This window comes from Acidobacteriota bacterium, assembly GCA_030949985.1.
Lineage (GTDB): Bacteria > Acidobacteriota > Polarisedimenticolia > J045 > J045 > JALTMS01.
The window spans coordinates 279,705-301,051 of sequence record JAUZRX010000023.1 but is presented as its reverse complement, the minus strand read 5'-3'; the positions used below and the strand labels follow the sequence as shown (position 1 = coordinate 301,051).

The following is a 21,347-nucleotide window of genomic DNA, read 5'->3' as shown; positions in this document are numbered from 1 at the left end:
GCCCTGGGACTGGACACGGATCCTCGCCCGCCGGCTCCAGCCCTTCGAGGTGGACCTGCCGCCGACCTGGGAGGCGGTCTATCGCCGCCGCCTGCCCTTCCCGTCCCACCTGGAAGTCAAGCCCCACGACCTGAAGAACGCTTTCTGAGCGCGCCCGGCCGATGGATCCCGGGGCGCTCCCGCGCCCGGCGGCGCCGGGAGGGGGGGGCCGTGGGCGCTCCCCGGGCCGTCACCGGCGGGCGAGGGGGGGGGCTGCGGGGCTCGCTCCGGCCCCCCCCCCGGCCGGGCAGCCAGGAACAACATTGTTCGCTCCACGGTGAAAAAAACGAGGAAGGAGGCTTTTCGGGTGGGCTGCTAGAATGCCTCGGATGAAGGGGATGACCCATCGGCGCCGGCCCACCGCGGTTCGCGCTGGGCTGTGGGCGGTACTGACGGCCATCGGGGCGGCGGCCTTCGTCGCCGGTTTGGTCGTCTCTCCCGCGGCGTCGGACAGCTCCGCGGCGGCGTTCCTCTTCGACCATGCCTGCAGCCTGATCTGCCACCAGCTTCCCCAGCGGACACTCACGACTCCCCTCGGGCCGATGGCTGTCTGCGCCCGCTGTTTCGGGCTCTACCTGGGAGGAGCGCTGTCGCTGATCGCCCTCGCGGTGACGGTGACGGGCGGCGGCGGGGTGCGGGCGCCTTCCCGCTGGTGGTTGCTCGCCCTGCTGCCCACCGGCGTCGATGCATGGCTCCACCTTTTTCTCGGGGTCGGTACCGGGAATCGGCTCCGGGCCCTGGTTTCACTGCCTGCCGGCGCCGTCCTGGGATGGCTGCTGGCCTACGCTCTCGACGACCTGGCGCGGATGTCTCGCTCCGGGCCGAGTTTCAAGCGCCGGTCTTCCCGGGCCAGGACCGGCACGCTGGAGGAAAGTGGATGAGCACCTCGTCCCCTGGAATGGTCAAGGCGGCCGCCATCGGCGGGCTGTCCCTCGGCATCGCCGGTGGCCTGCCGATGATCAACATACTCAATTGCTTCTGCTGCGCGCTGATCATCGGCTCGGGTGTTCTCGCCGCCTTCGTCTACTCCCGTGACTGCGCGAAGGTCGGTGCGGGGTTCCGGGCCGGCCAGGGGGCGCTTCTGGGCGTTTTGACGGGTGTCTTCTACGCCATGGCCAGCACCCTGGTGTCCCTGCCGGTGCGGATGATGATGGGGACGGCGGCCATCGAAGAGGCCGTCGAGCAGCTCCAGGCCAATCCGGATGTGCCCCCGATCGCCGTGGAAATCGTCCGCGCAATGGGCAGCAGTTCGGGAGTGCTGATCGGCGCGATCTTCGGTCTGGTTCTGGGGGTGATCTTCGCGGCCATCGGCGGAGCCATCGGTGGCGCGATCTTCAAGATCGAAGAGCCGCCCCCGCCTTCGTCGCCGACTTACGACGCGCCCCCGCCGCCCCCGCCGCCCCCGCCGCCCGTGGGCTGATCCGCGTCGGCGTGCCGGGGATCGGGTCGCAGGGGCAGGGCCAGGGCGGCCAGGAGGCTCCGGCCCCGCGAGGGGTCGACGCCCCTGACCCCCAGGCGCAGGCCGCGCTGTCCGCCTCGGGGATCGGCGACGTAGGTGCCGAAGAGCCGGTCCCACAGGGAAAGGTTGAAACCGAAATTGGAGTCCTGTTCGCGGCGGATCACCGAATGGTGCGTGCGGTGCATGTCCGGCGTGACGATCAGGAGTCGCAGCGCCCGGTCCCAGCTCGCGGGCAGGGCCAGATTGGCGTGGTTGAAGACCGCCAGCAGGTTGAGCAGGATCTCGAAGAGGATGACCGTTTCCGGGGCCGGGCCGAGGACCGCGATCACCAGCAGCTTGTAGAAGGCCGAGATCAGCGTCTCCGCCGGATGGAAGCGCGTGCCGGAAGTCGCGTCCAGGTCCTCTTCGGTGTGATGCACCAGGTGCCAGCGCCAGAGGAACGGAAGGTGGTGGAAGGCCAGGTGCTGGAGCCAGATCGCAAGGTCGAGCAAGACCAGGGCGATGACCTCCGGCAGCCACCGCGGACCCGGCAGCAGGGGCAGCAGGCCGCCGTGGTGGGCCTGGGTCCAGGCGGCCATCGCCACCGGTGCCAGGGGAGCGAAAAGGCGCACCACCAGGGTGCCGATCACCGGCAGGGCCAGGTTGGTCGGCCAGCGTACCGCGCGCGGCTGGTGGCGCGGCCGGCGGGGCCACAGGGTTTCGAGGATCGACAGTGCCAGCAGGGCCGCCAGCCAGATCGTCGTGCGCCCGAGGGCGACGACGGTCTCGCCCTGGCGCGAGAAGATGTCGATGGATTCGAGGGTCGGCAGGGGCGCCATCAGGAGTTTTCCACGGCCCGGGCCGGATCGTGCAAGCGCACCAGCTCCCGGTAGGCGTCACGCAGCACCGTCTTGAAGACCAGGTAGGCCGGCACGGCAAAGAGCATGCCCACCGCGCCGTAGAGCCGCGCGCCGACCAGGATGAGAATGATGTTCAGCAGGGGGTTGACCTTGACCCGGTCGGAGATCATGAACGGAATGATGTAAAAATTATCGACGATCTGGGCGATGATCACGGTCGCCAGCACGTAGAGCGCCACGTGGGGCTCGTCCACGGCGAGGGTGATCCACAGCGGCGGGATGGCGCTGATCACCGGGCCGAGGTAGGGGACGAGGTTCAGAAAGCCGGCGAAAAGAGCCAGGGCGAGTGCGCCCCGCACGCCGGCGGCGAAGAAGCCCACCGCGCAGATGCCGCCCACCAGGGCGCTTTCGGCCAACTTGGCCTCGAAAAAACCCCGCAGGTGTGTCGCCACGTCCCGGGTCGCCCGGGTGAAGCTGCCCCGGAAACGGGCTGGCACCGCCTCGCTGATGGTGTCGACGATCTGCTCCTTCTGGTGGAAGTAGACGTAGAACATCAGCGGAATGATCAGCAGGCAGTTGAGGAAGAATCCGGGCAGGTCGGCCAGAAAGCGGGTCAGCGCCCGCAGACCGTCGCGCTGGAGGCGCAGGATCTCCTCGTCGCTGAGCTTCCTGGTGGTGATGGCCTCGGGCAGGTAGGGCCGGAGTTGCTCGATGTAGGTGGCGACGATGGGGCGGTCCCGTTCGGTGATCTGCTCGAGGGCCGAGCCCAGGTCATCCATCGACTGGGCCAGCAGGGCGTAGCCCGCCACGCCCCAGAACACGGCCATCGCCAGGCCGTAGATCCAGCGTTTACCGCGGGAGAGGCCGTAGCGGGCGGCCTGGTGGCGGTAGGTCTCGGCGACTCTCTCGGTGAGCAGGATCAGCGCGGTGCCCAGCACCAGGCTGAGGAAGATCAGCTTGAAGTGCATCAGGGCCAGCAGCGTGGCCACCAGCAGCCCGGCGATCACCGCCAGCATCCGCCAGACCCGGGGATGGGTGGTCAGTTCCACGTCGATACCCGGCGCTCGAAACCGAGGCGGAACAGGCCGACGGCCGCGGTGACGAGGGCCATGCCGATGAAGGTTTCCCAGGCCACGCCCTTCCACAAGGCGCTCGAGGACCAGGCGCCGGCGGCGACGCGGCCGGTGAGGGTCAGGGCGGCGAGGTCGAGCAGGTGGCCGGCGCCGAGGGCCGCCGCTGGCAGGGGCGGCGGCCAGTGGCGCTGAAAGAAGCCGGCCAGGTAGCCCATCACGCCATGGGGCAGGGCGAAGAGCAACTCCTGGTAGGCGTCGTGTCCGACGCCGGCGGGAGGCAGCCCCAGGGCCTGGCGCACGGCGAGGAGGAGAGCGGTGAGCAGGGCGGCGAGGACTCCCGTGCCCAGGCCGACCCCGGGGCCGCAGACCAGGCCCGCGGCCACCGGGACGATCACGGCCACGGAGATCAGCGTGCCGGGAACGAAGGGATTGGGCTGCACCGAGCGGGCGTTGGCCAGCAGCGCGTAGAGCGCCACGAAGAGCAGCAATCGCAACGCGGGGCGCAAGCCCGATCCTTCGCGGCTCATCGGCAGCTCTCCGCCGCCCCTACTCGACTTCGACGACTTTCTCTTCGCTGACCCACAGGCCGTGCTTGGTGCAGTAGCTCATGGCCGTCAGCTTGCCCTTGCGCGGGAGGCTGATCTGGAAGGTGACCTGGGTGTAGCCCTTGGCCTCGTCCTTCCCGCCGGTGGCGGCGCCGGGGTTGTAGCTGGCGCTGGCCAGCAGAGTCTCGCCGTTGAAGAGCTGGAGGGTCTGGATGTGGTGGTCGTCCACGTCGGGGTGGACATAGTTCTGGCCCATCTTCACCGTGACTGCGAAGGGCTCGCCCTTCCGGACCCGCTCGGGGGCGATCACGTGGGGGGTGTGGCGATCGAGGTAATCCTTTTTCGCCTCTTTCATGTCTTCGGTGATGTCGGTGGCGTAGTTGATCTTGGGCATGTCGGGGGTGTTTTCTCTCCCTCGGGAGGGCGACCGGGTGGGACGCACAGGCTAGCACAGGGGGCCGAACCTGCACGCCGCCACGCGGTGACGAGCGTCGCCCGGACTACTGGATGGCGACCAGTTCGATCTCGAAGACCAGCGGGGCGCCGCCGGGGATCACCGGCGGACGGCCCGGATCGCCGTAGGCCAGGTCCGCCGGGCAGACGATGCGCGCCTTGCCGCCGACTTTCATCCTGGGCAAGGCCTCTTTCCAGCAGGAGATGACGCTGGTCAGGGGGATTTCGGCCGGCTCGCCGGGAGCCAGCCGCGAGTCGAAGACCGTGCCGTCCCGAAGACTGCCCTTGTAGTAGACCTTGAGCTGGGACGTGGGGGAGGGGGAGTCTCCCTGACCGGCCTCGAGGGTCTCGAAGATCAGTCCCGAATCCAGCTTCTCGGCGCCCGGGCGCTGGGCCTGCTGGGCGAGGAAGGCGCTGGCGGCGGCCTTTTCCTTTTCGAGCCTGCGGGCCAGGCGGCTGCTCTGGAGTTCGACGATCTTCGCCTGGTAGGCGTTGATGTCGATGTCCGCCTTGCCGGCCAGGCCGTCGGAAAGGCCCCGGAGCATCTCGGCGGTCTCCTTTTCGCTCAGGTCGAAGGAGAGCAGGTTGCGCGAGACCGCCACGCCCAGGGCGTAGAGGGTGGAACTGTCGTCGGGGGAGGTGGCGGGCGGGGTGGCCGGGTCGGCCGCCAGAGAGGGGGCGGCGAGCAGTGAGGCGGCGGCCAGCGCGGCGAGGAGCGAGGTCTTCATGGTCTGTGATCTCCGTGGAAAGGGGCGCGGTTGCGGGAGGCCTCCGCCTTCCGCCGCGCGGCAAAGCAAGCAGTCTACCCCCGGGATTCGTTTTTGCCCTGCCCGGCGGCGGCCAGGAGTCGGGCGGTCAGCCGCCGCCGGCGCCACCAGCGGGCTATCAACCCGTGGCGGGGGGAGGCCGCGAGGGCCAGCAGGAAGAGCCCGCCGGCCACCGTGGCCATGGCTCCGGCGATGGAGACGTCCAGCCAGCGGGCCAGCAGGTAGCCGCCGCTGGAGGCGGCGATGCCGGCGGCCACGGCCAGGGCCAGCATGCGCGAGAGGCGTTCGGTGAGCAGGTAGGCGGTGGCCGCGGGGACGATCAGCATCGCCACCACGAGAATCGCGCCCACCGCCTCGAACGACCCGACCACCGTTACCGAGACCGCGCTCATCAGCAGGTAGTGCACCACCAGGGGCGAGATGCCCACCGACGCGGCGAAGGCCGGATCGAAGGTGGTGGCCTTGAGTTCCTTGTAGAGCAGGGTGACGAGCAGCAGGTCGGCGAGCAGCACGCCGCCGGCGGTCCACAGGGCCCGGGGGCCGAGGGATGTGTCGCCCACGATCCACAGGTCCCAGGGCACGTAGGCGATCTCTCCGTAGAGCACGCACTCCACGTCCAGGTCCACCTGCCCCGCCCAGCGGGTGACCAGCACCACGCCCAGGGCAAAGAGCGCGGGGAAGACCACGCCGATCGACGCGTCCTCCCGCAGCCGCCGGGAGCGGACGAAGAGCTCCACCAGGAAGACCGTCAGCACGCCCACCGCGGCGGCGCCCACCAGCATCACCAGGCTGTTGCGCCGGCCGGTGAGCAGGAAGGCCAGCACGATTCCCGGCAGCACCGCGTGGGAAATGGCGTCTCCCAGCAGGGCCATCCGTCGCAGGACGAGAAAGGATCCCACCAGCGCGCAGCTCGTGGCGATCAGGGCTCCCGTGAGCAGGATGACGAAGGTCGGGTTCATCAGGCCGGCTCGTCGTCACGGGGAATGTTGCGACCGTGGGGGTCGGTGGTGGGGCGACCGAGCAGGTCGTCGATACGCTCGACGGTCTGCTCGCTGAGGACGTGTTCCATCGCCTCGGCGTCCCGGTGTACGTGGTCGGGGGCCAGGTCGAGTCGGCGGGTCAGGTAGAGCTCCCACAGCCGGTGGCGGCGTACCACTCCCGCCGCCGCCCGACGGCCGGCGTCGGTCAGGCGCAGGGTGTCGCCCTCCTCTCGCAGCAGGCCCCCGCGCCGCAGCAGGTTGGTGGTGCGGCGCAGGCGGCGGGGAGAGACCCGGCGCAGTCCGAGCAGCAGGGCGAGGGGCACGCTGCCCGCCAGGTCACCGGCGTCCTCCGCGGCCCGGTAGATGTCCTTGAGCAGATTCTCCTCGCGGATCGCGCGTGTCGCGCGCCGACGCCGCTGCCGGGCGGCGACCCATCCGCGGCGGGGGGCGAAGAGCAACGAGGCGATCAGCACGCCGCTCGAGAGCAGCACGATGGCCGGTCCGGTGGGGACCCCGGCCACCCGGGCGCTGATCGCCGCGCCGGCCAGGGCGGTGCTCGAGCCGATGGCGGCGGCCAGCACCAGCATCACGCCCAGGGAGTCGGTCCACTGGCGGGCCGCGGCGGCGGGGGTGACCAGGGTCGCGATGATCAGGATCACACCGACCATTTGCAGGCCCACCACCACCACGGCCACCAGGGCCAGGGTCAGCCCGGCCTCCACCAGCCCCATGGGCAGCCCCAGGCTGCGGCCGAAGTCGCGGTCGAAGGTCAGCACCCGCAGCAGCGGGAAGAAGGCCACGGTGGCGACGAGCACCACGGTGAAGACGACGACGATCAGCACCAGGTCACTTCGGGTCAGGCTGGCCGCCTGGCCGAAGAGGAAGCGGTCGAGGCCCGCCTTGTCGCCGAGTTCCATGCGCTGGATGCGGGTGAGGAGCACGATGCCCAGGCCGAAGAAAACCGAGAGCACGATGCCGATGGCAGCGTCTTCCTTGATCCGGCTGCCGCGCCGGATGGCGACGATCACCGCCGCGCCCACCAGGGCCGCGAGCATCGCGCCGGCCAGCAGCACCAGCGGTGCGCGACGGCCGCTGAGCAGGTAGGCGATGCAGATGCCGGGCAGGCTGGCGTGGGCCAGGGCGTCGCCCAGCAGGCTCTCCCGGCGCAGCAGGGTGAAGCTGCCCACCATCGCGCCGGTGGCGCCCAGCAGGCCCGCCGCGGCCAGGGCCACGGTCACCGAGGGGGTCAGCCAGGACAGGTCAGTGACCATCGCGGCGGGGGCGGTCGGCGACCTGGTCGATGCGCCGGCTGTCGAGCAGGGCCGCGCTGGCCTGGCTGAGCACCGTCAGGCGGCCACCGTAGGTGCGCTGGAGGTTTTCGGGGGTGAAGGTCGTGGCGACGGGACCGGCGGCCACCAGTCGCAGGTTGAGCAGCACCACGTGATCGAAATATTCCCGGACGGTGTGCAGGTCGTGGTGTACGGCGATCACCGTGCGGCCCTCGTCCCGCAGATCCTGCAGGGTGGCCAGGATGGCGCGCTCGGTGGTGGCGTCGACCCCGGCGAAGGGCTCGTCCATCAGGTAGAGCCGGGCCTGTTGGGCCAGGGCCCGGGCGAGGAAGACCCGCTGTTGCTGGCCGCCGGAGAGCTGGCTGATCTGGCGCCCGGCGTAGGCCGCCAGGCCTACCTGCTCGAGGTAGGCGCGGGCCTGTCGGCGGTGACGGCGTCCGGGACGGCGGAACCAGCCCAGGCGGCCGTAGAGACCCATCGCCACCACGTCCAGGGCGGACGTGGGGAAGTCCCAGTCGACGCTCTCCCGCTGGGGCACGTAGCCCACCCAACTCCGGCGCAGGGGCCAGCGCTGGCCGAAGACCCGCACCCAGCCGGTGATCGGCCGCACCAGTCCGACGATGGTCTTGAGCAAGGTGCTCTTGCCCGCGCCGTTGGGCCCGACGATGGCGATCAACTTGCCCTCGGGCAGCGAGAGGTCGATGTCCCACAGTACGGGCTGGGTGTGGTAGGCCACGGTCAGGTCGTGGACTTCCACGGCGGCCGGCGGGGCGGGGTCGGGAGAGCGGCTCATCGAAGTCCCTCCACGATGGTTTGCACGTTGTGACGCACCATGCCCTCGTAGGAATCGGCGCCCGAGCCGGCGGGGCCGAGAGCGTCCGAATAGAGCTGGCCGCCGATGCGCACCCGGTGGCCCGCGTCCGCGCAGGCGGCCACCAGGGCCTCGACGTTGCGGCGGGGTACGCTGGACTCGACGAAGACCGAGGGCAGGCGTCGGGCGGCCACCAGCCGGGCGACCCGCGTCATGTCGGCCAGCCCCGCTTCGGCCAGGGTGCTCATGCCCTGCAGGCCCACCACCTCCATGCCGTAGCGACGGCCGAAATAGCCGAAGGCGTCGTGAGCGGTGACCAGCACCCGGCGCTCGGGGGGCAGGGTGGCGATCTGCTCGGTGACCCAGGCGTCCAGGGTGGCCAGCCGGCGGGCATAGGCTTCCGCCCGTCGCCGGATCGCCTCGGCGGACGCGGGAGCCAGGCGCGAGAGTTCGGCGGCGACGGGATCGATCAGCCGACTCCAGAGAGAGACGTCGAACCACACGTGGGGATCGGCCTGGCCCCGCGCGCCGGGCGGGTGGAGCAGGGCTTCGGCGGGCAGGGTCTCGGCCAGGGCCACCACCCGGCGGTCGCGAGCCATGTTGGAGAGCACGGTGCCCATCTTGCCCTCGAGGTGCAGGCCGTTGAAGAGCACCAGGTCGGCCCCGGCCAGGCGCCTGACGTCCCCCTCGGAAGCCTTGTAGAGGTGGGGGTCGACGCCGGGGCCCATCAGCGCCTCCACCTCGATCCCCTCGGGAACCAGGTTGCGGGCCAGGTCGGCGACGATGCCGGTGGTGGCCAGCACCCGCAGGGACCGCTCGCCCGAGGGCCGGTCTGCGGGGGCGCAGCCCACCAGAGCCGCGGCCAGCGCTGCGGCGAGAAGAATGCAAAGCATTGTAAAAAAAGCTTGTTTCGACACGTCGAAAAGAATAGTGTTAACTAGTGAAATGTCAACCCGCAAGCCTTCGTCCGCCGCTGCCCGCCCCCGCGCCCTGAGCGCCGCGGGCGAGGATTGCCTCAAAACCCTCTACGCCCGCCAGGCCGAGGGCGAGCGGGTACCGGTGTCCACCGGCCGGCTGGCGGGCTGGCTCCGGGTTTCTCCTTCCACCGCCACGGCGATGATCCAGTCCCTCGCCGCCGGGGGCTGGCTGCACTACGAGCCCTACCGCGGCGCCCGCCTCTCTCCCCGGGGGCGTATGGCGGGAGCGCGGATCCTGCGTCGCCACCGCCTGGTGGAGGCCCTGCTGGTGGAGGTGCTGGGGCTGGACTGGAGCGAGGTGCATGCGGAGGCGGAGCGACTCGAGCACGCTCTGAGCGACCGGCTGGCCGACCGTATCGAGGAGGTGCTGGGGCATCCCCGTTTCGATCCCCACGGCGACCCGATCCCCGATCGCCAGGGCCAGACCGCGTGCCTCGCCCTGCGTTCACTGCTCGAGTGCGCCGAGGGCGAGCGCCTGGTGCTGCTCCGCGTCGCCGACCAGGAACCCCGCTTCCTCGAGCACCTCTCCCGCCTCGGCCTGCGCCCCGGCAACCACCTGCACCTGCTCCGCCATGACGAGGCCGCGGACACGGTCACCCTCGCTCTCGGCCGGCGGTCTCCCCTCAGCCTCGGCCGCCGCGCCGCCGCGCGCCTGCTGGTGGCCAGGGAAGACGAAGGCGCGGCGGGAGAGTGACCTCCGGGGGAAGGTCGCCACGTTCCGGGCCCGGGAGAGGCTTGTTCGACCCCCTCTAGCCCACCGCGGTGCCCGGGGGCACCTCGGCATCGGGGGTCACCAGGCGCAGGCGGCGCCCGCGGGTGGCGGCGAGGAGCATGCCCTCGGAGCGCACGCCGCGGATTTCCGCGGGTTGCAGGTTGGCCACCACCACCACGCAGCGGCCGATCAGGTCGGCGGGATCGTAGTGGGAGGCGATGCCGGCGACCACCTGGCGGGGGGCGTCCTCTCCCAGGTCGACCCGCAGGCGGAGCAGGCGGTCGGCGCCCTCGATGCGCGAGGCCTCGACGATGCGGCCGACGCGCAGGTCGAGCTTGGAGAAGTGCCCGAAACTGATGGTCTTCCCGCCCTTCTTCGGGGTGGGGCGAGCTTGTTTCTTCCCGGCCGGGGGCGCTCCGGGCCGCTGAATGCGCGGGAAGAGATTGGCGAGCGGTGCGACAGGACGCCCCGCCTCGAGGCCGCCCCAGGTGCGCAGGGCCTCGAGGCTGGGCACGATGCGCTCCTCGGGGAGGCCCATCGCGCGGCGGAGGGCGCCCATCTTTCCGGGGATCACCGGGTAGAGCAGCCCCGACACCACCCGCAGGCTCTCGAGGGTGTTGTAGAGCGCGGTGGCCAGAAGCGGCTGCTTGTCGGCCTCGGCGACGAGCTTCCAGGGTTGATGGTGGTTGAAATAGCGATTGGCGGCGCGCACGGCGGCCATCACCTCGGCCAGTCCCCGGTCGAGACTCATGCCCTCGAGGTGGCTTTTCATCGCCTCGATGGCCTGGTTGCAGGCGGCGCGCAGTTCCTCCTCGGGGGCCGACTCCAGTGCCGGATCGCGGGACGGTATCCGGCCGCCCAGGTTACGCTCGACCATGCGCAGGGAGCGGCTGGCCAGGTTGCCCAGGTCGTTGGCCAGATCCGCGTTGTAACGGGTGATGAAGGCGTCTTCGCTGAAGGAGGCGTCGCGACCGAGGGTCATTTCGGCCATCAGGAAGTAGCGCAGGGCGTCGACGCCGTACTTGTCCGCCATGTCCATCGGGCTGGTCACGTTGCCCAGGGACTTGGACATCTTCTCCCGGCCGGTCAGCCACCAGCCATGGGCGAAGATGGAGCGGGGCTGCGCGAGGCCCATGGCCTTGAGCATGGTCGGCCAGTAGACCGTGTGGGTGGTGAGGATGTCTTTGCCGATCAGGTGCACCGTGGCGGGCCACCAGCGACGGAAGTTCTCGTCGTCGCGCTTGTAGCCGATGGCGCTGATGTAGTTGACCAGCGCGTCGAACCACACGTAGCAGACGAAGTCGCGGTCGAAGGGCAACTCGATGCCCCAGGGCATTCTCTTTTTCGGGCGGGAGATGCAAAGGTCGCCCAGGGGTTGCCGGAGGAAACCGAGGGTCTCGTTGCGCCTGTAGTCGGGCTGGATGAACTCCGGATGGGCCTCGATGTAGTCGATCAGCCACTGCTGGTAGGACGACATGCGGAAGAACCAGTTGACCTCCGTGATCTTCTCCACCGGGCGTCCTTCGGGGGACTTGCCGTCCACCAGCTCTCCTTCGGTGTAGAAGCGTTCCTCGCTCACGCAGTACCAGCCCTCGTATGCGCCGCGGTAGATCTCGCCCCGCGCGTGGAGTTCGCCGAGAATCTCCTGCACCACCTGCTTGTGCCGCGCCTCGGTGGTGCGGATGAAGTCGTCGTGGGTGATGTCCAGCTTCTTCCACAGTTCCTGGAAGCGCACCACGGTGCGGTCGCACTGCTCCTGGGGCGAGATACCCAACCGGTTCGCCGCGTCGTAGACCTTCTGCCCGTGTTCGTCGGTGCCGGTGAGGAAGAATGTGGGCACTTCGAGCAGTCGATGGTAGCGGGCCAGCACGTCGGCCAGCAGGGTTGTGTAGGCATGGCCGATGTGGGGCGCATCGTTGACGTAGTAGATCGGCGTGGTGACGTAGAAGCTCTTCATGAGCACTCCATGGGGCCCTACCAGGCTCCGGCCCGGGGATCGTTCTCCAGGCGTTCGAGCAGCAGCTCGACGGCGGCGGCGAGCTGGGTGTCTTTGTCGTTCAGGGTGTCTTCGGCGGGAGGTTGGGTTACCAGCAGATCGGGCTGGACACCGTGGTTCTCCTGGTTCTCGCCGGTCAGGGCATCGTACCAGCCGCGCAGGGGCAGGCGCACCCAGTCACCGTTGAGCAGCCTCCGGCCGCTGGTGGAAATCACCGCGCCGAAGGTGGGCGTGCCGATCAGCGGACCGCGCTTCAGGTTGCGGAAGGCCCGGGAGAAGATCTCGGCGTTGGAGTAGGACTCCTCGTTGCACAGCGCCGCGGCGGGGCGGGTCCAAGCCGCCAGCGGCAGCCTCCCCTGGGGGTAGGCCCGGGTGGCCGGATCGGCGTCCCGAGGGATGGTGTAGGCATGGCGGCGGACGTTGAGCACGGCCATCAGGTAGTCGGTGGTCCAGCCGCCCCCGTTGGAGCGTACGTCGATCAGCAGCCCCTGCTTGCCGTGGCCGGCGGCGTAGAGATCCCGCTCGAACTCCTCGAAGGAGGGCATGCTCATGCCCTGAATGTGCAGGTAGCCCAGGCGGCCGCCGGAGAGCCGGTCGACCATGGCCCGGCGCCGGCGCGTCCACTGCCGGTAGCGCAACTGGCGCTGGCGGGAGAAAGCCACCGGCTCGATCACCACCCGGCGCTTTTCGCCATCCACCCCGGCGATGAGCAGGGGCAGGCGGCGGCCGACCGTGTTCTCGAAGAGGGCGTAGATGTTGGTCGTCTCCGTCACCTCCCGGCCGTCCACCGCGAGGATCCGCTCGCCGGCCAGCAGGGCCACGTCGGTGCGCGCGGCGGGAGAATCGTCGAGCACTTCGCTGACCAGGATGCCGGGTCCGCCCTCGGAGGCGTCGAAGAGCGCCCCGATCCAGCCGGTCTGCGCCCCGCCTTCGGGGCGCCGGGGGCGATAGCCCATGTGGGATGCGTTCAACTCGCCGAGCATCAAGTTCATCACGTCGGCGAAATCCGCATGGTCGGAGGCATCCATGGCCCAGGGACGGTAACGCCGGCGCATGGCCTGCCAGTCGACTCCGTGGAAGTGGGGGTCGTAGAACCACTCCGACAGGGCCCGCCAGGCCTCGTCGAAGAGTTGCCGGCGTTCGGCGGCGTTGTCCACCGTGTAGCGGGCGGAGAAGGGAACCGGGTCGCCGGCCTTGCCCTCGAGGGAGACGCGCTGGATCGTACCCGTCGCGGAGAGGTAGAAGAGCGTCTTGCCCGACTCGTCGAATTGCAGGGCACGGGGCGCCTTGCCGCTGGTGGTCAGGCGCTTGGGCTTGCGGCCCCGCCAGTCGCTGATGAAGATGTCACGGCCCTTTTCGTTGACGGCGGTGAAGACCAGGCGGCGGCCGTCGGGAGTGAGCAGGGCGTCGCCCTCGTCCCCCGGCAGACGGGTCAGGGGCTCCGCCCGGCGCCACAGTCCTTGCAGGTCGATCTCGACCTTCGCCACGTCGGGCTCCGGGGCGGCCGCCTCCTCCTTCGGCGTCTTCTTTTTCTTTTTCTTCCTGGCGGCCTTCTCTCCCGCCTTCCCGGCTTGGCCGTCCTTCTTCTTGCCCTTCTTTCCGGACTGCCACAGGGCCAGCCACTGCTCGGCGGAACGTTCGGCGTCCTCGCGGCGCAGCCAGACGCTCCACACGTCCAGGGTGTCGGCATGGCGGCGGGAGAGCCAGGTCAGGCGCCGGCCGTCGGCGGACCAGCGGGGAGCGGTGTCGATGTCGGGATGGCGGCTGACGTTGTAGGCCTCGCCGCCGGTGGCCGGCACGATCCAGACCTCGCTGTTGTATTCCACGTCGTTGGTGGCGTAGGCCAGCCAGCGCGAGTCGGGCGACCAGCGGAACTCGGCCGGTGACCAGTGCTCGTGGATCAGCGTCTGATCCCCGCTGTCCAGGTCGCGCACCAGCAGGTCCCCCTTGCCCCGCAGGTAGGCCAGCTTCCTGCCGTCGGGAGAGATCCGTGCCGCGTGCTCTTCGTCGGGTCCGGCCACCACGGCTTCGGCGTGGAACTCCAGGTTCTCGAGCCAGCCCCGCTTGGGATCGGCGGGCGACAGGCGGTAGATGTCGTTGTTGCCCCGGCGGTCGGAAGTGACCCACAGGGACTTGGAGTCGGGGTGCCACAGCAGGTCCTGTTCCCGCTGGGGGGTGCGGGTGACCTGCACCGTCGGCGGGGTGGCGATCTGCTGGTCTTTCTTGGAGCGGATACCGGTGACGAACACCTCCCCGTGGACGATGAACGCGGCCAGCTTGCCGTCGGGGGAGATGACCAGTTCTTCCGCACCGGACGAGGCGCGACGTTCCTCGACGGGCGGGCGCGTCCAGTCCGGTGCGACCTCGATGCGCACCCGGCGTTGCTCACCGTCGGTGGGACGCAGCAGGCGGATCTCCTGGTCCACCTCGAAGGCCACCAGGCTGCCGTCGGCGGAGATGCGCGGGAAGCGCACGTCGGTCTGGTCGAAGTGCGTCAACGGGGTCACCCGGCCGCTGTTCATCTCGAGCCGGAAAAGGTTCTTCCGGCCGTTGCGGGAGGAGAGGAAGATCAGGGTGTCGGCGTCGACCCACAGGGGGTGGTCGTCGTCCCCGTCGAAATCGGTCAGGGGCTCGAGGCTTCCATCGGCGCGGCGGAGCCAGATCTCCCGGTTGGCCGCTCCCCGGTAGCCCCGGCGCCACCAGTAGGTGCCTCCCCGCACGAAGGCCAGGCGCTGACCGTCGGGAGAGTAGGCGGCGTTGTCGCCGAGGGCCCGTTGCTCGAGCACGGGGGTCGAGCCCTCCACCCAGACCCGGTAGAGCCCGGGAGCGCGGCGGATGGACAGGTCCCGCCGGGAGACGAAGAGCACCTCGAGACCGCTCGGCGAGAAGTCCACGGGCCGGTCGTCGGTGGAGGCGAAGGTCAGCCTCCGGGGAGGCGCCGAGCCGTCGTAGGGCAGGACGAAGACGTCACCGTTGCCGTAGCGCCAGGACTGGAAGGCGATCCAGCGCCCGTCGGGAGACCAGACGGGGAAGCGGTCGGCGGCGGGATGGGCGGTCAGCCGCCGGGCCTCGCCGCCCTGGGCCGGAACCAGCCAGATGTCTCCCTGCCAGGAAAAGGCGATCTCGCTGCCGTCGGGAGAGGGAGCCGGGTGCCGGGGGAGCCGGGCCTCGAGAGCGGCGGCGGGCCAGGATGTGGCGACGAGCAGAAGGAGGATGGGGAGCGGGACGAACGTGCGCATGGAGGTCCTCGAGGGCCGGGGGTGCCTGCCGGCGATCAGCCCGGCGGATGAGTGTGGTGCTCGGTTTCGGCGGCGGCACAGCCTTCACAGTGGGTCGACGGGAAGCGTTCTCCGGCGGGGGTCACGCCCCACTTCCAGATCGGCACGCGCCGTTTGAGTTCACGGACGAACCAGGCCAGGGCCTCGATGCCCTCGGCCCGGTGCCGCGAGCGCAGGACGACCCTGACGGAACTCTCGCCCACCGGGACTTCCCCCACCCGGTGCAGGCAGACCAGGGTCTGCAGTGAGAATCGTTCGGCGGTCTGCTCGGCCAGGCGCTGGAGTTCCCGCTCGGCCATGCCCTCGTAGTGCTCGTAGAACAGGGCGGTGATGGGGCGTTGCTTTTCCGTACCCCGCACCCGCCCGTGGAAGACGATCTCCGAGCCGCACTCGGCTCCGGTGCTTTCTTCTTCGAAAGGGGGCAGGGGGCCTTCGAGCAGGGCGACGCGGATCACTCTTCAGCCCCCTTGCACCGGGGGAATCAGGGCCAGTTCGTCCCCTTCGGCGACTTTGGCCGAGCCTTCGGCGAATGCGCCGTTGAGGGCCATGCGGAAGGGCATGCCCTCGAGCTTACCCTTCGCTTTTTCGAGAATGCGCCGGGAGGCCTCGCCGAGGGTGCAGCCGGCGGGCAGGTCCAGATCGAAAGCGTCGGTGCCCAGCTCGTAGCGCAGGTGGGAAAAGCAGCGTACGCGCACGCGGATCGTGGCCTGTTCCATGGGGTCGGGTCTCCGCTCGGGGCCGCAGGACCCCGGCGGCAGATTGTAGCAGCCGCGCCGGCAGGGGGGAGGCCCGCACCGGCGCGCCGGCATCCCGGACTTGTGTCCCCGCCCGCTTTGAGGCAGGATACGGGCCGCAGGCGGCGGGCTCCGTCGCGCAGTCTTGCCCCGGTGGCCGGGGCGAAGAGGTGAACCGCCATGGCAAAGAAAGGTCACCGGGTCAACGTGATCCTCGAGTGCACCGAGGCGCGCAAGCTGGGCAAGTCCCCCTCCCGGTACGTGACGACCAAGAACAAGCAGAACGTCTCCGGACGGCTGGAACTCAAGAAGTACAACCCGGCCCTCGGTCGCCACACCCTGCACAAGGAAATCCGCTAGTTCCCTCCCGGGGCGCCTGCTCCTCACCGGCCGGCCGGTGGGCTCAGGGTGCGTTCTCCCGGCGGAGGGTCCTGAACTCCTCCTTGCTCCGGCGTCTCCAGCGGCGTAAAAGCTGGGCGACGTCCGAAGGGCTCGGCGCCAGTTCGCGGAGCTCGCGAGGCGTTGCCGGCGCTCCCCGGGGAGAGGGGAACGCCGGTCGGGGAGGAGGCGGGCATGGGAGGATCGAGGGGCGGCCTCGAGGGGCGGCCGGGCCCCTGGCGGCGCCGGCTGGAGTCTGTGGGCATCTCTCTTCTGGGGGCCCTGGCCTTGTGGGTCGGCGCCCGCTTCGAGTCGACCGGCCCGCTGATCGGCGTGGGTTTCACCCTGCTCTTGATGCCCTCCCTGTTGGAGCGCTGGCGCGCCCCCCTGTGGGGTTTCGTCCCCGGTGCGATGCTCTACGCCTGGGTGATCAACGGCACCCTGGTCCAGTTCGCGTGGTACGCGCCCCTGCTGGTGGTTCCGCTTTTGGGCTGGCACTACGTCCTGATGCCCCTGATGACCCGGACTCTGGTGCTGCTGACCCGCGGGCCGGCGTGGTTCGTGTTGCCGCTGGCCATGGGGGCCGAGGAGTGGCTGCGGCCCCATCTGGGGCTGGGCCACTACAGCATGTACAAGACGGGCACCTTTCTCTACCAGTGGCCCGTGGTGATCCAGGTCGCCGAGTTCGTCGGCGCTCTCGGCCTGACGGTGCTCTACGCGCTGCTTCTCGGAGCCCTGGTGGAGTGGGTGCGGTGGGGCATCGACGGCCCGGGATTCACCTCGCCCCGGCGGGTGATGATCGGCGGCGTACTGGCCGCGGTGGTCGTGGTCGGCGTCTGCGGCTACGGCGTGTGGCGGCTCGAAACCCTCGAAAAGCGGCCCGGTCCGCGCCTGGCCCTGGTCCAGCCGAGCCAGGATCACGGCTTCGACGAGACTCCCCGGGTGGTGCAGGTGCAGCAGTCGATGACCGCCGCCATGGTCCCCGCGGGTGCCGCCGATCTGCTGGTCTGGCCCGAGAACGCCATTCTCACCCCCTACGAGTTGTCCCAGACCTACCAGGACGTGGTGAGCTGGCTGGTGCGCACCAAGGAGGCGCCCCTGCTCTTCGGTACCCAGGACGTGGGCCGCTCGGGCCGTCCGGCCGCGCTGGCCGTGCTGGCCGACGGGGACGGTGAAATCGTCGGTCGCTACCGCAAGATGGTGCTCTTCCCCTTCACCGAGCGCCGAATCCTGCCCTGGCTCGAGCATGTCCTGCCCGCGGCTTCCGACGCGATCGTCGATCTGACCCGCCAGGCCTGGGGCTCGGCGGCGGACGGGCGGGCCGGTGAGGAAGTGGCTCTGCTCTCCCTGGAGGTCGCGGGAGAGACCTGGCGTTTCTGGACGCCCCTGTGTTACGACAGTTGCTTCGCCGGTTACGCCCGCGACGCGGCCCGCCGGGGCGCGCGCTTCTTCGTCAACCTGACCTCCGAAGGCTGGAACGGCTGGGGCATCGCCCACAACCAGATGGCCGCCAACGTGCTGCGGGCGGTGGAAAACAGGGTCGGTGTGGCCCGGGTGGGCAACACGGGAGTCTCCTGCTTCATCGGGCCGGACGGGCGGGCGGAGAGCTTCCTCGTCGGCCGCAGGGGCCGCCTCTACCTGGACCGGGGAGTGCTTGTCGAAAGGGTCAACGTGGCCTCCGGCGGCCTGCCTTTCTACTCCCGTTGGGGTGACCTGCTCGATCCCTTCTGGCTGCTGGCCTGGGTCCTGGCCATCGGAGCGGGACTGTGCGCGCGGCTCGGTTCGCGGGGGCGGCCGGCGACCGACACTCCTGTGCTATAAGAGGGCCATGGCCGAGACGGTTTTCAGCAAGATCATCCGGGGTGAAATCCCCTGTCACCGGGTCTACGAGGACGACCACGTCCTCGCCTTCCTCGACGTCAACCCCCTCAGTCCGGGGCACGCCCTGCTGATTCCCAAGGAGCCGGCGGAGACGCTCGACCAGCTCTCCGACGAGGCGGGTGCGGCCCTGGGGCGTGTGCTGCCCCGGCTGTGCCGGGCGGTGCGGGAGGTGACCGGGGTCAGCGCCTACAACGTGCTGCAGAACAATGGCCGTGCAGCGCACCAGGCCGTCTTTCACGTCCATTTCCACGTGATTCCCCGCTATCCCGACGGACGGGGGCTGGGAATCGGCTGGGATGCGGCCTCCCTGGACGCGGCCGCGGGGCAGGACCTGGCGCGGCGCCTGGCCCGGGCCATGGAAGACTGAGCCGGCGGCGGCGCCCCGGACTCCACCTGTTTTTCCTGTTCGACGTGTCGCGGCCCGGTACGGGCGCGACGGGAGATGCGCCATGGTGCGGGTCAATTCCGAGATCGGTCGTTTGCGCCGGGTGTTGCTCCACGAGCCGGGGCCCGAAGTGGACCGGATGGTGCCCTCGATGATGGGGGAACTGCTCTTCGACGACATCCTGTTCGGCGATCGGGCACGGGAGGAACACGCGCGGCTGCGGCGGGTGATGCGCCTGCTGGGCATCGAGCCGGTGGACGCCGGACGGCTGCTGGCCGAGGCCCTCGAGCAGGAACAGGCGCGGGAGTGGCTGGTGGAGGTGATCTGTGACGATCTGCCCCACCGTCTGCGGGAGCCGATGCAGGCCGCCGGTCCCGAAGAGCTGGCCCGGATGCTGGTGGAGGGCGTGCGCGCCGATCGGGACGATCCCTCCGGCCGGCTCTTCGATCTGCCGCCCCTGCCCAACTGGTGCTTTCAGCGGGACCCCCAGGTCATCGTCGGTGGAGGGGTGATCTTCTCCGCCATGGCCACGCCGGCCCGCTATCGGGAGGCCCTGCTGGCCAGGACCCTGTTCCATTTTCACCCCGACCTGGAGGCCGTGGAGGTGCTCTTCGACCCCCTGCGGGTGGACGCGGCGGACCCCCTCTTCCTCGGCCTGCACCGGCCGCGCCTGGAAGGCGGCGACATCCTGGTGCTCTCCGAGCAGGTCTTGCTGGTCGGGGAGTCGGAGCGCAGCAACCACGTGGGTCTGCACCGCCTGGCCCGAGCCCTGGCCCGCCGGGAGGACGGGCCGCGCTACATGCTGGTGGTGCGGCTGCCCCGGCGGCGGGCCTACATGCATCTCGATACCCTCTTCACCATGATCGATCGTGACCTCTGCCTGGTGCACGCCCCGGTGATCCTGGGGCAGGGTCGGGAGACCGCCGCCGTGGCGGAGATCGATCTCCACGCCAAGGACCTCGGCCCCCGGCCCGTGGACAGTCTGCTCGGTGCCCTGGCCCGGCGGGGGCTCGATCTGCAGGCGATTCCCTGCGGGGGTGAGGATCCTGTCGATCAGCAGCGCGAGCAGTGGACCGATGGCGCCAATTGCCTGGCCCTGGCCCCCGGCGTGATCACCCTCTACGAGCGCAACCGCCGTACCGCCGAGCAGCTCGACCGGCATGGCCTGCGCGTCATCGGTGCCGAAGACCTGCTCCTCGGCCGCGCCGAGGTGGATCTCGATGGCGCCGAGCGGGCCTGCCTGCTGCTGCCCAGCCACGAGATTTCCCGCGCCCGCGGGGGGCCCCGCTGCCTGACCCATCCCCTGCTGCGGGACGCGCTGCCCGGCTGACGGGAGTGCCCCCGTCGCGTTGACAATATTCACGGCCTGGTTAGATTGGTCTCCGCAGGCTGATTCGGCGGGGCGTTCGGCCCGCCGGCCCGCTGGGGTCTCGGGTCGATGGAAGCGGCGGAGTGGGTTGTGGAAACCTGTCATGAATACCTGGGTTGTGACAAGACCGACTGTGTGATGCATGGGGCCGCGACCGCAAGACCCTGCTGGGAGGTCGAGGGCACGCTGTGCAACCACCACGGCATCGCCCTGGTCAGGGCGGTTCTGCCGGGAAGAAAAGAAGACAGCTGCGTACGTTCGGGCTGCATCTACTACCGCGCTTTCAAGAGCGCGGTAGATTCCGGGCGCCCGGGTTCCTGAATCCACGAAAAGCCGGTGTGGCGGGAGCCGCCGCTCGAAAGCGGCCCCTGCGCGGACCGTGGTCGCGTCGACGCTTTTCCGCGACAATGGGTGGGCGCCGAGGAGGATCGGCGGCGAGGAGAAGCCATGGCGCGACCACCGCGGCTGCGCAATGTCCACGAGAAGCTTCAGGGGGGCGTGTTCAAGCCCCAGGGCGTGCCCGCCGGTCAACTCGAGCCGGTGCAGTTGACCCTCGACGGGCTCGAGGCCCTGCGACTGGCCGACCTCGAGAATCTCTACCAGGAGCAAGCCGCCGAACGCATGGGCGTTTCCCGGGCCACCTTCGCACGGATCCTCACCGAGGCGCGCGCCCGGGTGGCCCGGGCACTGGTGGAAAGACAGGCGCTGGTGATCGGTGGGGGGCCCGTGCGGCGCTGTTGCCGGGGCGGACCGGCTTCGTGAGCGAGGGACGGAGCCGGATCCTCGAACGTCTCGCTGCCTGGCATGCTCAGATCGACGGGGCGGCCGGGAAGCGGTCCCGGGCCCTCGGTGACCACTGGCGCTGCGCTCCCGGCTGCTCGGATTGCTGTCGCGACGGACTGACGGTCTATTCCGTCGAGGCTCTGCGCATCTGTGTCGACTTCGCCGGCCACTTCGAAAACTGGGAGCCCCATCCGCCCGGGAAGTGCGCCCTGCTCGATGATCGGGGACTCTGCCGGGTCTACGCTTCCCGTCCCTATGTCTGCCGCACCCAGGGACTGGCCCTGGGCTGGATCGAGGAGGGGCCCGAAGGGCTCGTGGAGTGGCGGGACATCTGCCCGATCAACGAGAAGGGACTGAGGGTGGAGGCGCTGCCTGCCGAGGCCCTGTGGCGGATCGGCCCGGCCGAGGGGAAACTGGTGGAAATCGAGCGCCGCTGGGATCCGGCCGCCGAACGGGTGGCACTCAGGGCCCTGTTCGACTCCCGGCTGCGGCAGCGGCTGCTCGGCACGGCCGGAAGCGGGCCCGGCGAGGAAGAGGCCGGAGGAGCGTGACGCCGAAGGCTGTAGCGGCTGGACCGGCCGCACACCCGCCTTGAGCGC

Annotated in this window: 22 protein-coding genes and 1 pseudogene; 10 read left to right on the top strand and 13 right to left on the bottom strand. The window is 69.9% G+C overall.

Annotated elements, in window-relative coordinates:
- Positions 1-377: 377 nt before the first annotated feature.
- Positions 378-920 (top strand): DUF2085 domain-containing protein, encoded by a 543-nt coding sequence (locus tag Q9Q40_07110; GenBank protein MDQ7006984.1) that lies wholly within the window; start codon positions 378-380, stop codon positions 918-920.
- A complete protein-coding gene (locus tag Q9Q40_07105) occupies positions 917-1,459 on the top strand; it encodes a hypothetical protein (GenBank protein ID MDQ7006983.1) in 543 nt (180 codons plus the stop codon). Before Q9Q40_07110 ends, Q9Q40_07105 begins: the two co-directional genes overlap by 4 nt.
- Here the strand turns inward: Q9Q40_07105 and Q9Q40_07100 are convergent.
- From Q9Q40_07100 to Q9Q40_07060, 9 genes are all read right to left on the bottom strand, one after another.
- On the bottom strand, positions 1,411-2,316 hold the full coding sequence (locus tag Q9Q40_07100) for a sterol desaturase family protein (GenBank protein MDQ7006982.1): 906 nt from the start codon (positions 2,314-2,316) through the stop codon (positions 1,411-1,413). The genes Q9Q40_07105 and Q9Q40_07100 overlap by 49 nt on opposite strands.
- On the bottom strand, positions 2,316-3,386 hold the full coding sequence (locus tag Q9Q40_07095; GenBank protein ID MDQ7006981.1) for an AI-2E family transporter: 1,071 nt from the start codon (positions 3,384-3,386) through the stop codon (positions 2,316-2,318). The genes Q9Q40_07100 and Q9Q40_07095 overlap by 1 nt, the downstream gene beginning before the upstream one ends.
- A complete protein-coding gene (locus Q9Q40_07090) occupies positions 3,377-3,937 on the bottom strand; it encodes a hypothetical protein (protein ID MDQ7006980.1) in 561 nt (186 codons plus the stop codon). Before Q9Q40_07090 ends, Q9Q40_07095 begins: the two co-directional genes overlap by 10 nt.
- A 19-nt stretch (positions 3,938-3,956) precedes the next feature.
- On the bottom strand, positions 3,957-4,349 hold the full coding sequence (locus tag Q9Q40_07085) for a desulfoferrodoxin family protein (GenBank protein ID MDQ7006979.1): 393 nt from the start codon (positions 4,347-4,349) through the stop codon (positions 3,957-3,959).
- A 106-nt stretch (positions 4,350-4,455) separates the two neighbouring features.
- The gene (locus tag Q9Q40_07080) at positions 4,456-5,136 is read right to left on the bottom strand and encodes an FKBP-type peptidyl-prolyl cis-trans isomerase (GenBank protein MDQ7006978.1); all 681 of its coding nucleotides are present in this window, start codon (positions 5,134-5,136) and stop codon (positions 4,456-4,458) included.
- 74 nt (positions 5,137-5,210) lie between these two features.
- The gene (locus Q9Q40_07075) at positions 5,211-6,134 is read right to left on the bottom strand and encodes a metal ABC transporter permease (protein ID MDQ7006977.1); all 924 of its coding nucleotides are present in this window, start codon (positions 6,132-6,134) and stop codon (positions 5,211-5,213) included.
- Positions 6,134-7,426, bottom strand: coding sequence for a metal ABC transporter permease (locus Q9Q40_07070; protein MDQ7006976.1), 1,293 nt, complete (start codon positions 7,424-7,426; stop codon positions 6,134-6,136). The genes Q9Q40_07075 and Q9Q40_07070 overlap by 1 nt, the downstream gene beginning before the upstream one ends.
- Positions 7,416-8,237, bottom strand: a complete 822-nt coding sequence (locus tag Q9Q40_07065) for a metal ABC transporter ATP-binding protein (GenBank protein MDQ7006975.1) — start codon at positions 8,235-8,237, stop codon at positions 7,416-7,418. The genes Q9Q40_07070 and Q9Q40_07065 overlap by 11 nt, the downstream gene beginning before the upstream one ends.
- Positions 8,234-9,148, bottom strand: coding sequence for a zinc ABC transporter substrate-binding protein (locus tag Q9Q40_07060; GenBank protein MDQ7006974.1), 915 nt, complete (start codon positions 9,146-9,148; stop codon positions 8,234-8,236). Before Q9Q40_07060 ends, Q9Q40_07065 begins: the two co-directional genes overlap by 4 nt.
- A gap of 52 nt (positions 9,149-9,200) precedes the next feature.
- On the opposite strand from Q9Q40_07060, the gene Q9Q40_07055 reads away from it, so the two are divergent.
- Positions 9,201-9,926, top strand: coding sequence for a metal-dependent transcriptional regulator (locus tag Q9Q40_07055; protein MDQ7006973.1), 726 nt, complete (start codon positions 9,201-9,203; stop codon positions 9,924-9,926).
- A 55-nt stretch (positions 9,927-9,981) separates the two neighbouring features.
- Here Q9Q40_07055 and metG read toward each other — a convergent pair whose 3' ends face one another.
- The 4 genes from metG to Q9Q40_07035 are packed head-to-tail and all read right to left on the bottom strand — an operon-like array spanning position 9,982 to position 15,934.
- A complete protein-coding gene (gene metG / locus Q9Q40_07050; GenBank protein ID MDQ7006972.1) occupies positions 9,982-11,901 on the bottom strand; it encodes a methionine--tRNA ligase in 1,920 nt (639 codons plus the stop codon).
- A 17-nt stretch (positions 11,902-11,918) separates the two neighbouring features.
- Positions 11,919-15,179, bottom strand: a complete 3,261-nt coding sequence (locus tag Q9Q40_07045) for a S41 family peptidase (GenBank protein ID MDQ7006971.1) — start codon at positions 15,177-15,179, stop codon at positions 11,919-11,921.
- Positions 15,180-15,214: 35 nt separating this feature from the next.
- Positions 15,215-15,673, bottom strand: a complete 459-nt coding sequence (locus Q9Q40_07040) for a molybdenum cofactor biosynthesis protein MoaE (GenBank protein MDQ7006970.1) — start codon at positions 15,671-15,673, stop codon at positions 15,215-15,217.
- A gap of 3 nt (positions 15,674-15,676) precedes the next feature.
- The gene (locus Q9Q40_07035) at positions 15,677-15,934 is read right to left on the bottom strand and encodes a MoaD/ThiS family protein (protein ID MDQ7006969.1); all 258 of its coding nucleotides are present in this window, start codon (positions 15,932-15,934) and stop codon (positions 15,677-15,679) included.
- Between the two features lie 198 nt (positions 15,935-16,132).
- On the opposite strand from Q9Q40_07035, the gene rpmG reads away from it, so the two are divergent.
- The 7 genes and pseudogenes from rpmG to Q9Q40_07000 all read left to right on the top strand — a co-directional run bounded on the left by rpmG (position 16,133) and on the right by Q9Q40_07000 (position 21,299).
- Positions 16,133-16,312, top strand: a complete 180-nt coding sequence (rpmG, locus tag Q9Q40_07030) for a 50S ribosomal protein L33 (protein MDQ7006968.1) — start codon at positions 16,133-16,135, stop codon at positions 16,310-16,312.
- A gap of 213 nt (positions 16,313-16,525) precedes the next feature.
- Positions 16,526-18,151 carry an apolipoprotein N-acyltransferase gene (lnt, locus tag Q9Q40_07025; protein MDQ7006967.1) on the top strand — a complete coding sequence of 542 codons (1,626 nt, stop codon included), beginning with the start codon at positions 16,526-16,528 and terminating at the stop codon, positions 18,149-18,151.
- A 7-nt stretch (positions 18,152-18,158) separates the two neighbouring features.
- Positions 18,159-18,578, top strand: a complete 420-nt coding sequence (locus Q9Q40_07020) for an HIT family protein (GenBank protein ID MDQ7006966.1) — start codon at positions 18,159-18,161, stop codon at positions 18,576-18,578.
- A gap of 82 nt (positions 18,579-18,660) precedes the next feature.
- Positions 18,661-19,926 carry an arginine deiminase family protein gene (locus Q9Q40_07015; GenBank protein ID MDQ7006965.1) on the top strand — a complete coding sequence of 422 codons (1,266 nt, stop codon included), beginning with the start codon at positions 18,661-18,663 and terminating at the stop codon, positions 19,924-19,926.
- A 129-nt stretch (positions 19,927-20,055) separates the two neighbouring features.
- Positions 20,056-20,286: a hypothetical protein gene (locus Q9Q40_07010; protein MDQ7006964.1), complete on the top strand. Its 231-nt coding sequence runs from the start codon at positions 20,056-20,058 to the stop codon at positions 20,284-20,286.
- A 126-nt stretch (positions 20,287-20,412) separates the two neighbouring features.
- Positions 20,413-20,694: pseudogene (locus Q9Q40_07005) on the top strand (DUF134 domain-containing protein).
- Positions 20,695-20,723: 29 nt separating this feature from the next.
- A complete protein-coding gene (locus tag Q9Q40_07000; protein ID MDQ7006963.1) occupies positions 20,724-21,299 on the top strand; it encodes a YkgJ family cysteine cluster protein in 576 nt (191 codons plus the stop codon).
- Positions 21,300-21,347: the final 48 nt, after the last annotated feature.

Coding starts and splice junctions, on each gene's coding strand:
- Q9Q40_07070 (MDQ7006976.1), bottom strand. CDS start 7,426: ATGGTCACTGACCTGTCCTGGCTGACCCCCTCGGTGACCGTGGCCCTG.
- Q9Q40_07065 (MDQ7006975.1), bottom strand. CDS start 8,237: ATGAGCCGCTCTCCCGACCCCGCCCCGCCGGCCGCCGTGGAAGTCCAC.
- Q9Q40_07085 (MDQ7006979.1), bottom strand. CDS start 4,349: ATGCCCAAGATCAACTACGCCACCGACATCACCGAAGACATGAAAGAG.
- Q9Q40_07110 (MDQ7006984.1), top strand. CDS start 378: ATGACCCATCGGCGCCGGCCCACCGCGGTTCGCGCTGGGCTGTGGGCG.
- Q9Q40_07060 (MDQ7006974.1), bottom strand. CDS start 9,148: ATGCTTTGCATTCTTCTCGCCGCAGCGCTGGCCGCGGCTCTGGTGGGC.
- Q9Q40_07075 (MDQ7006977.1), bottom strand. CDS start 6,134: ATGAACCCGACCTTCGTCATCCTGCTCACGGGAGCCCTGATCGCCACG.
- rpmG (MDQ7006968.1), top strand. CDS start 16,133: ATGGCAAAGAAAGGTCACCGGGTCAACGTGATCCTCGAGTGCACCGAG.
- metG (MDQ7006972.1), bottom strand. CDS start 11,901: ATGAAGAGCTTCTACGTCACCACGCCGATCTACTACGTCAACGATGCG.
- Q9Q40_07100 (MDQ7006982.1), bottom strand. CDS start 2,316: ATGGCGCCCCTGCCGACCCTCGAATCCATCGACATCTTCTCGCGCCAG.
- Q9Q40_07080 (MDQ7006978.1), bottom strand. CDS start 5,136: ATGAAGACCTCGCTCCTCGCCGCGCTGGCCGCCGCCTCACTGCTCGCC.
- Q9Q40_07020 (MDQ7006966.1), top strand. CDS start 18,159: ATGGCCGAGACGGTTTTCAGCAAGATCATCCGGGGTGAAATCCCCTGT.
- lnt (MDQ7006967.1), top strand. CDS start 16,526: ATGGGAGGATCGAGGGGCGGCCTCGAGGGGCGGCCGGGCCCCTGGCGG.
- Q9Q40_07045 (MDQ7006971.1), bottom strand. CDS start 15,179: ATGCGCACGTTCGTCCCGCTCCCCATCCTCCTTCTGCTCGTCGCCACA.
- Q9Q40_07035 (MDQ7006969.1), bottom strand. CDS start 15,934: ATGGAACAGGCCACGATCCGCGTGCGCGTACGCTGCTTTTCCCACCTG.
- Q9Q40_07105 (MDQ7006983.1), top strand. CDS start 917: ATGAGCACCTCGTCCCCTGGAATGGTCAAGGCGGCCGCCATCGGCGGG.
- Q9Q40_07090 (MDQ7006980.1), bottom strand. CDS start 3,937: ATGAGCCGCGAAGGATCGGGCTTGCGCCCCGCGTTGCGATTGCTGCTC.
- Q9Q40_07055 (MDQ7006973.1), top strand. CDS start 9,201: ATGTCAACCCGCAAGCCTTCGTCCGCCGCTGCCCGCCCCCGCGCCCTG.
- Q9Q40_07015 (MDQ7006965.1), top strand. CDS start 18,661: ATGGTGCGGGTCAATTCCGAGATCGGTCGTTTGCGCCGGGTGTTGCTC.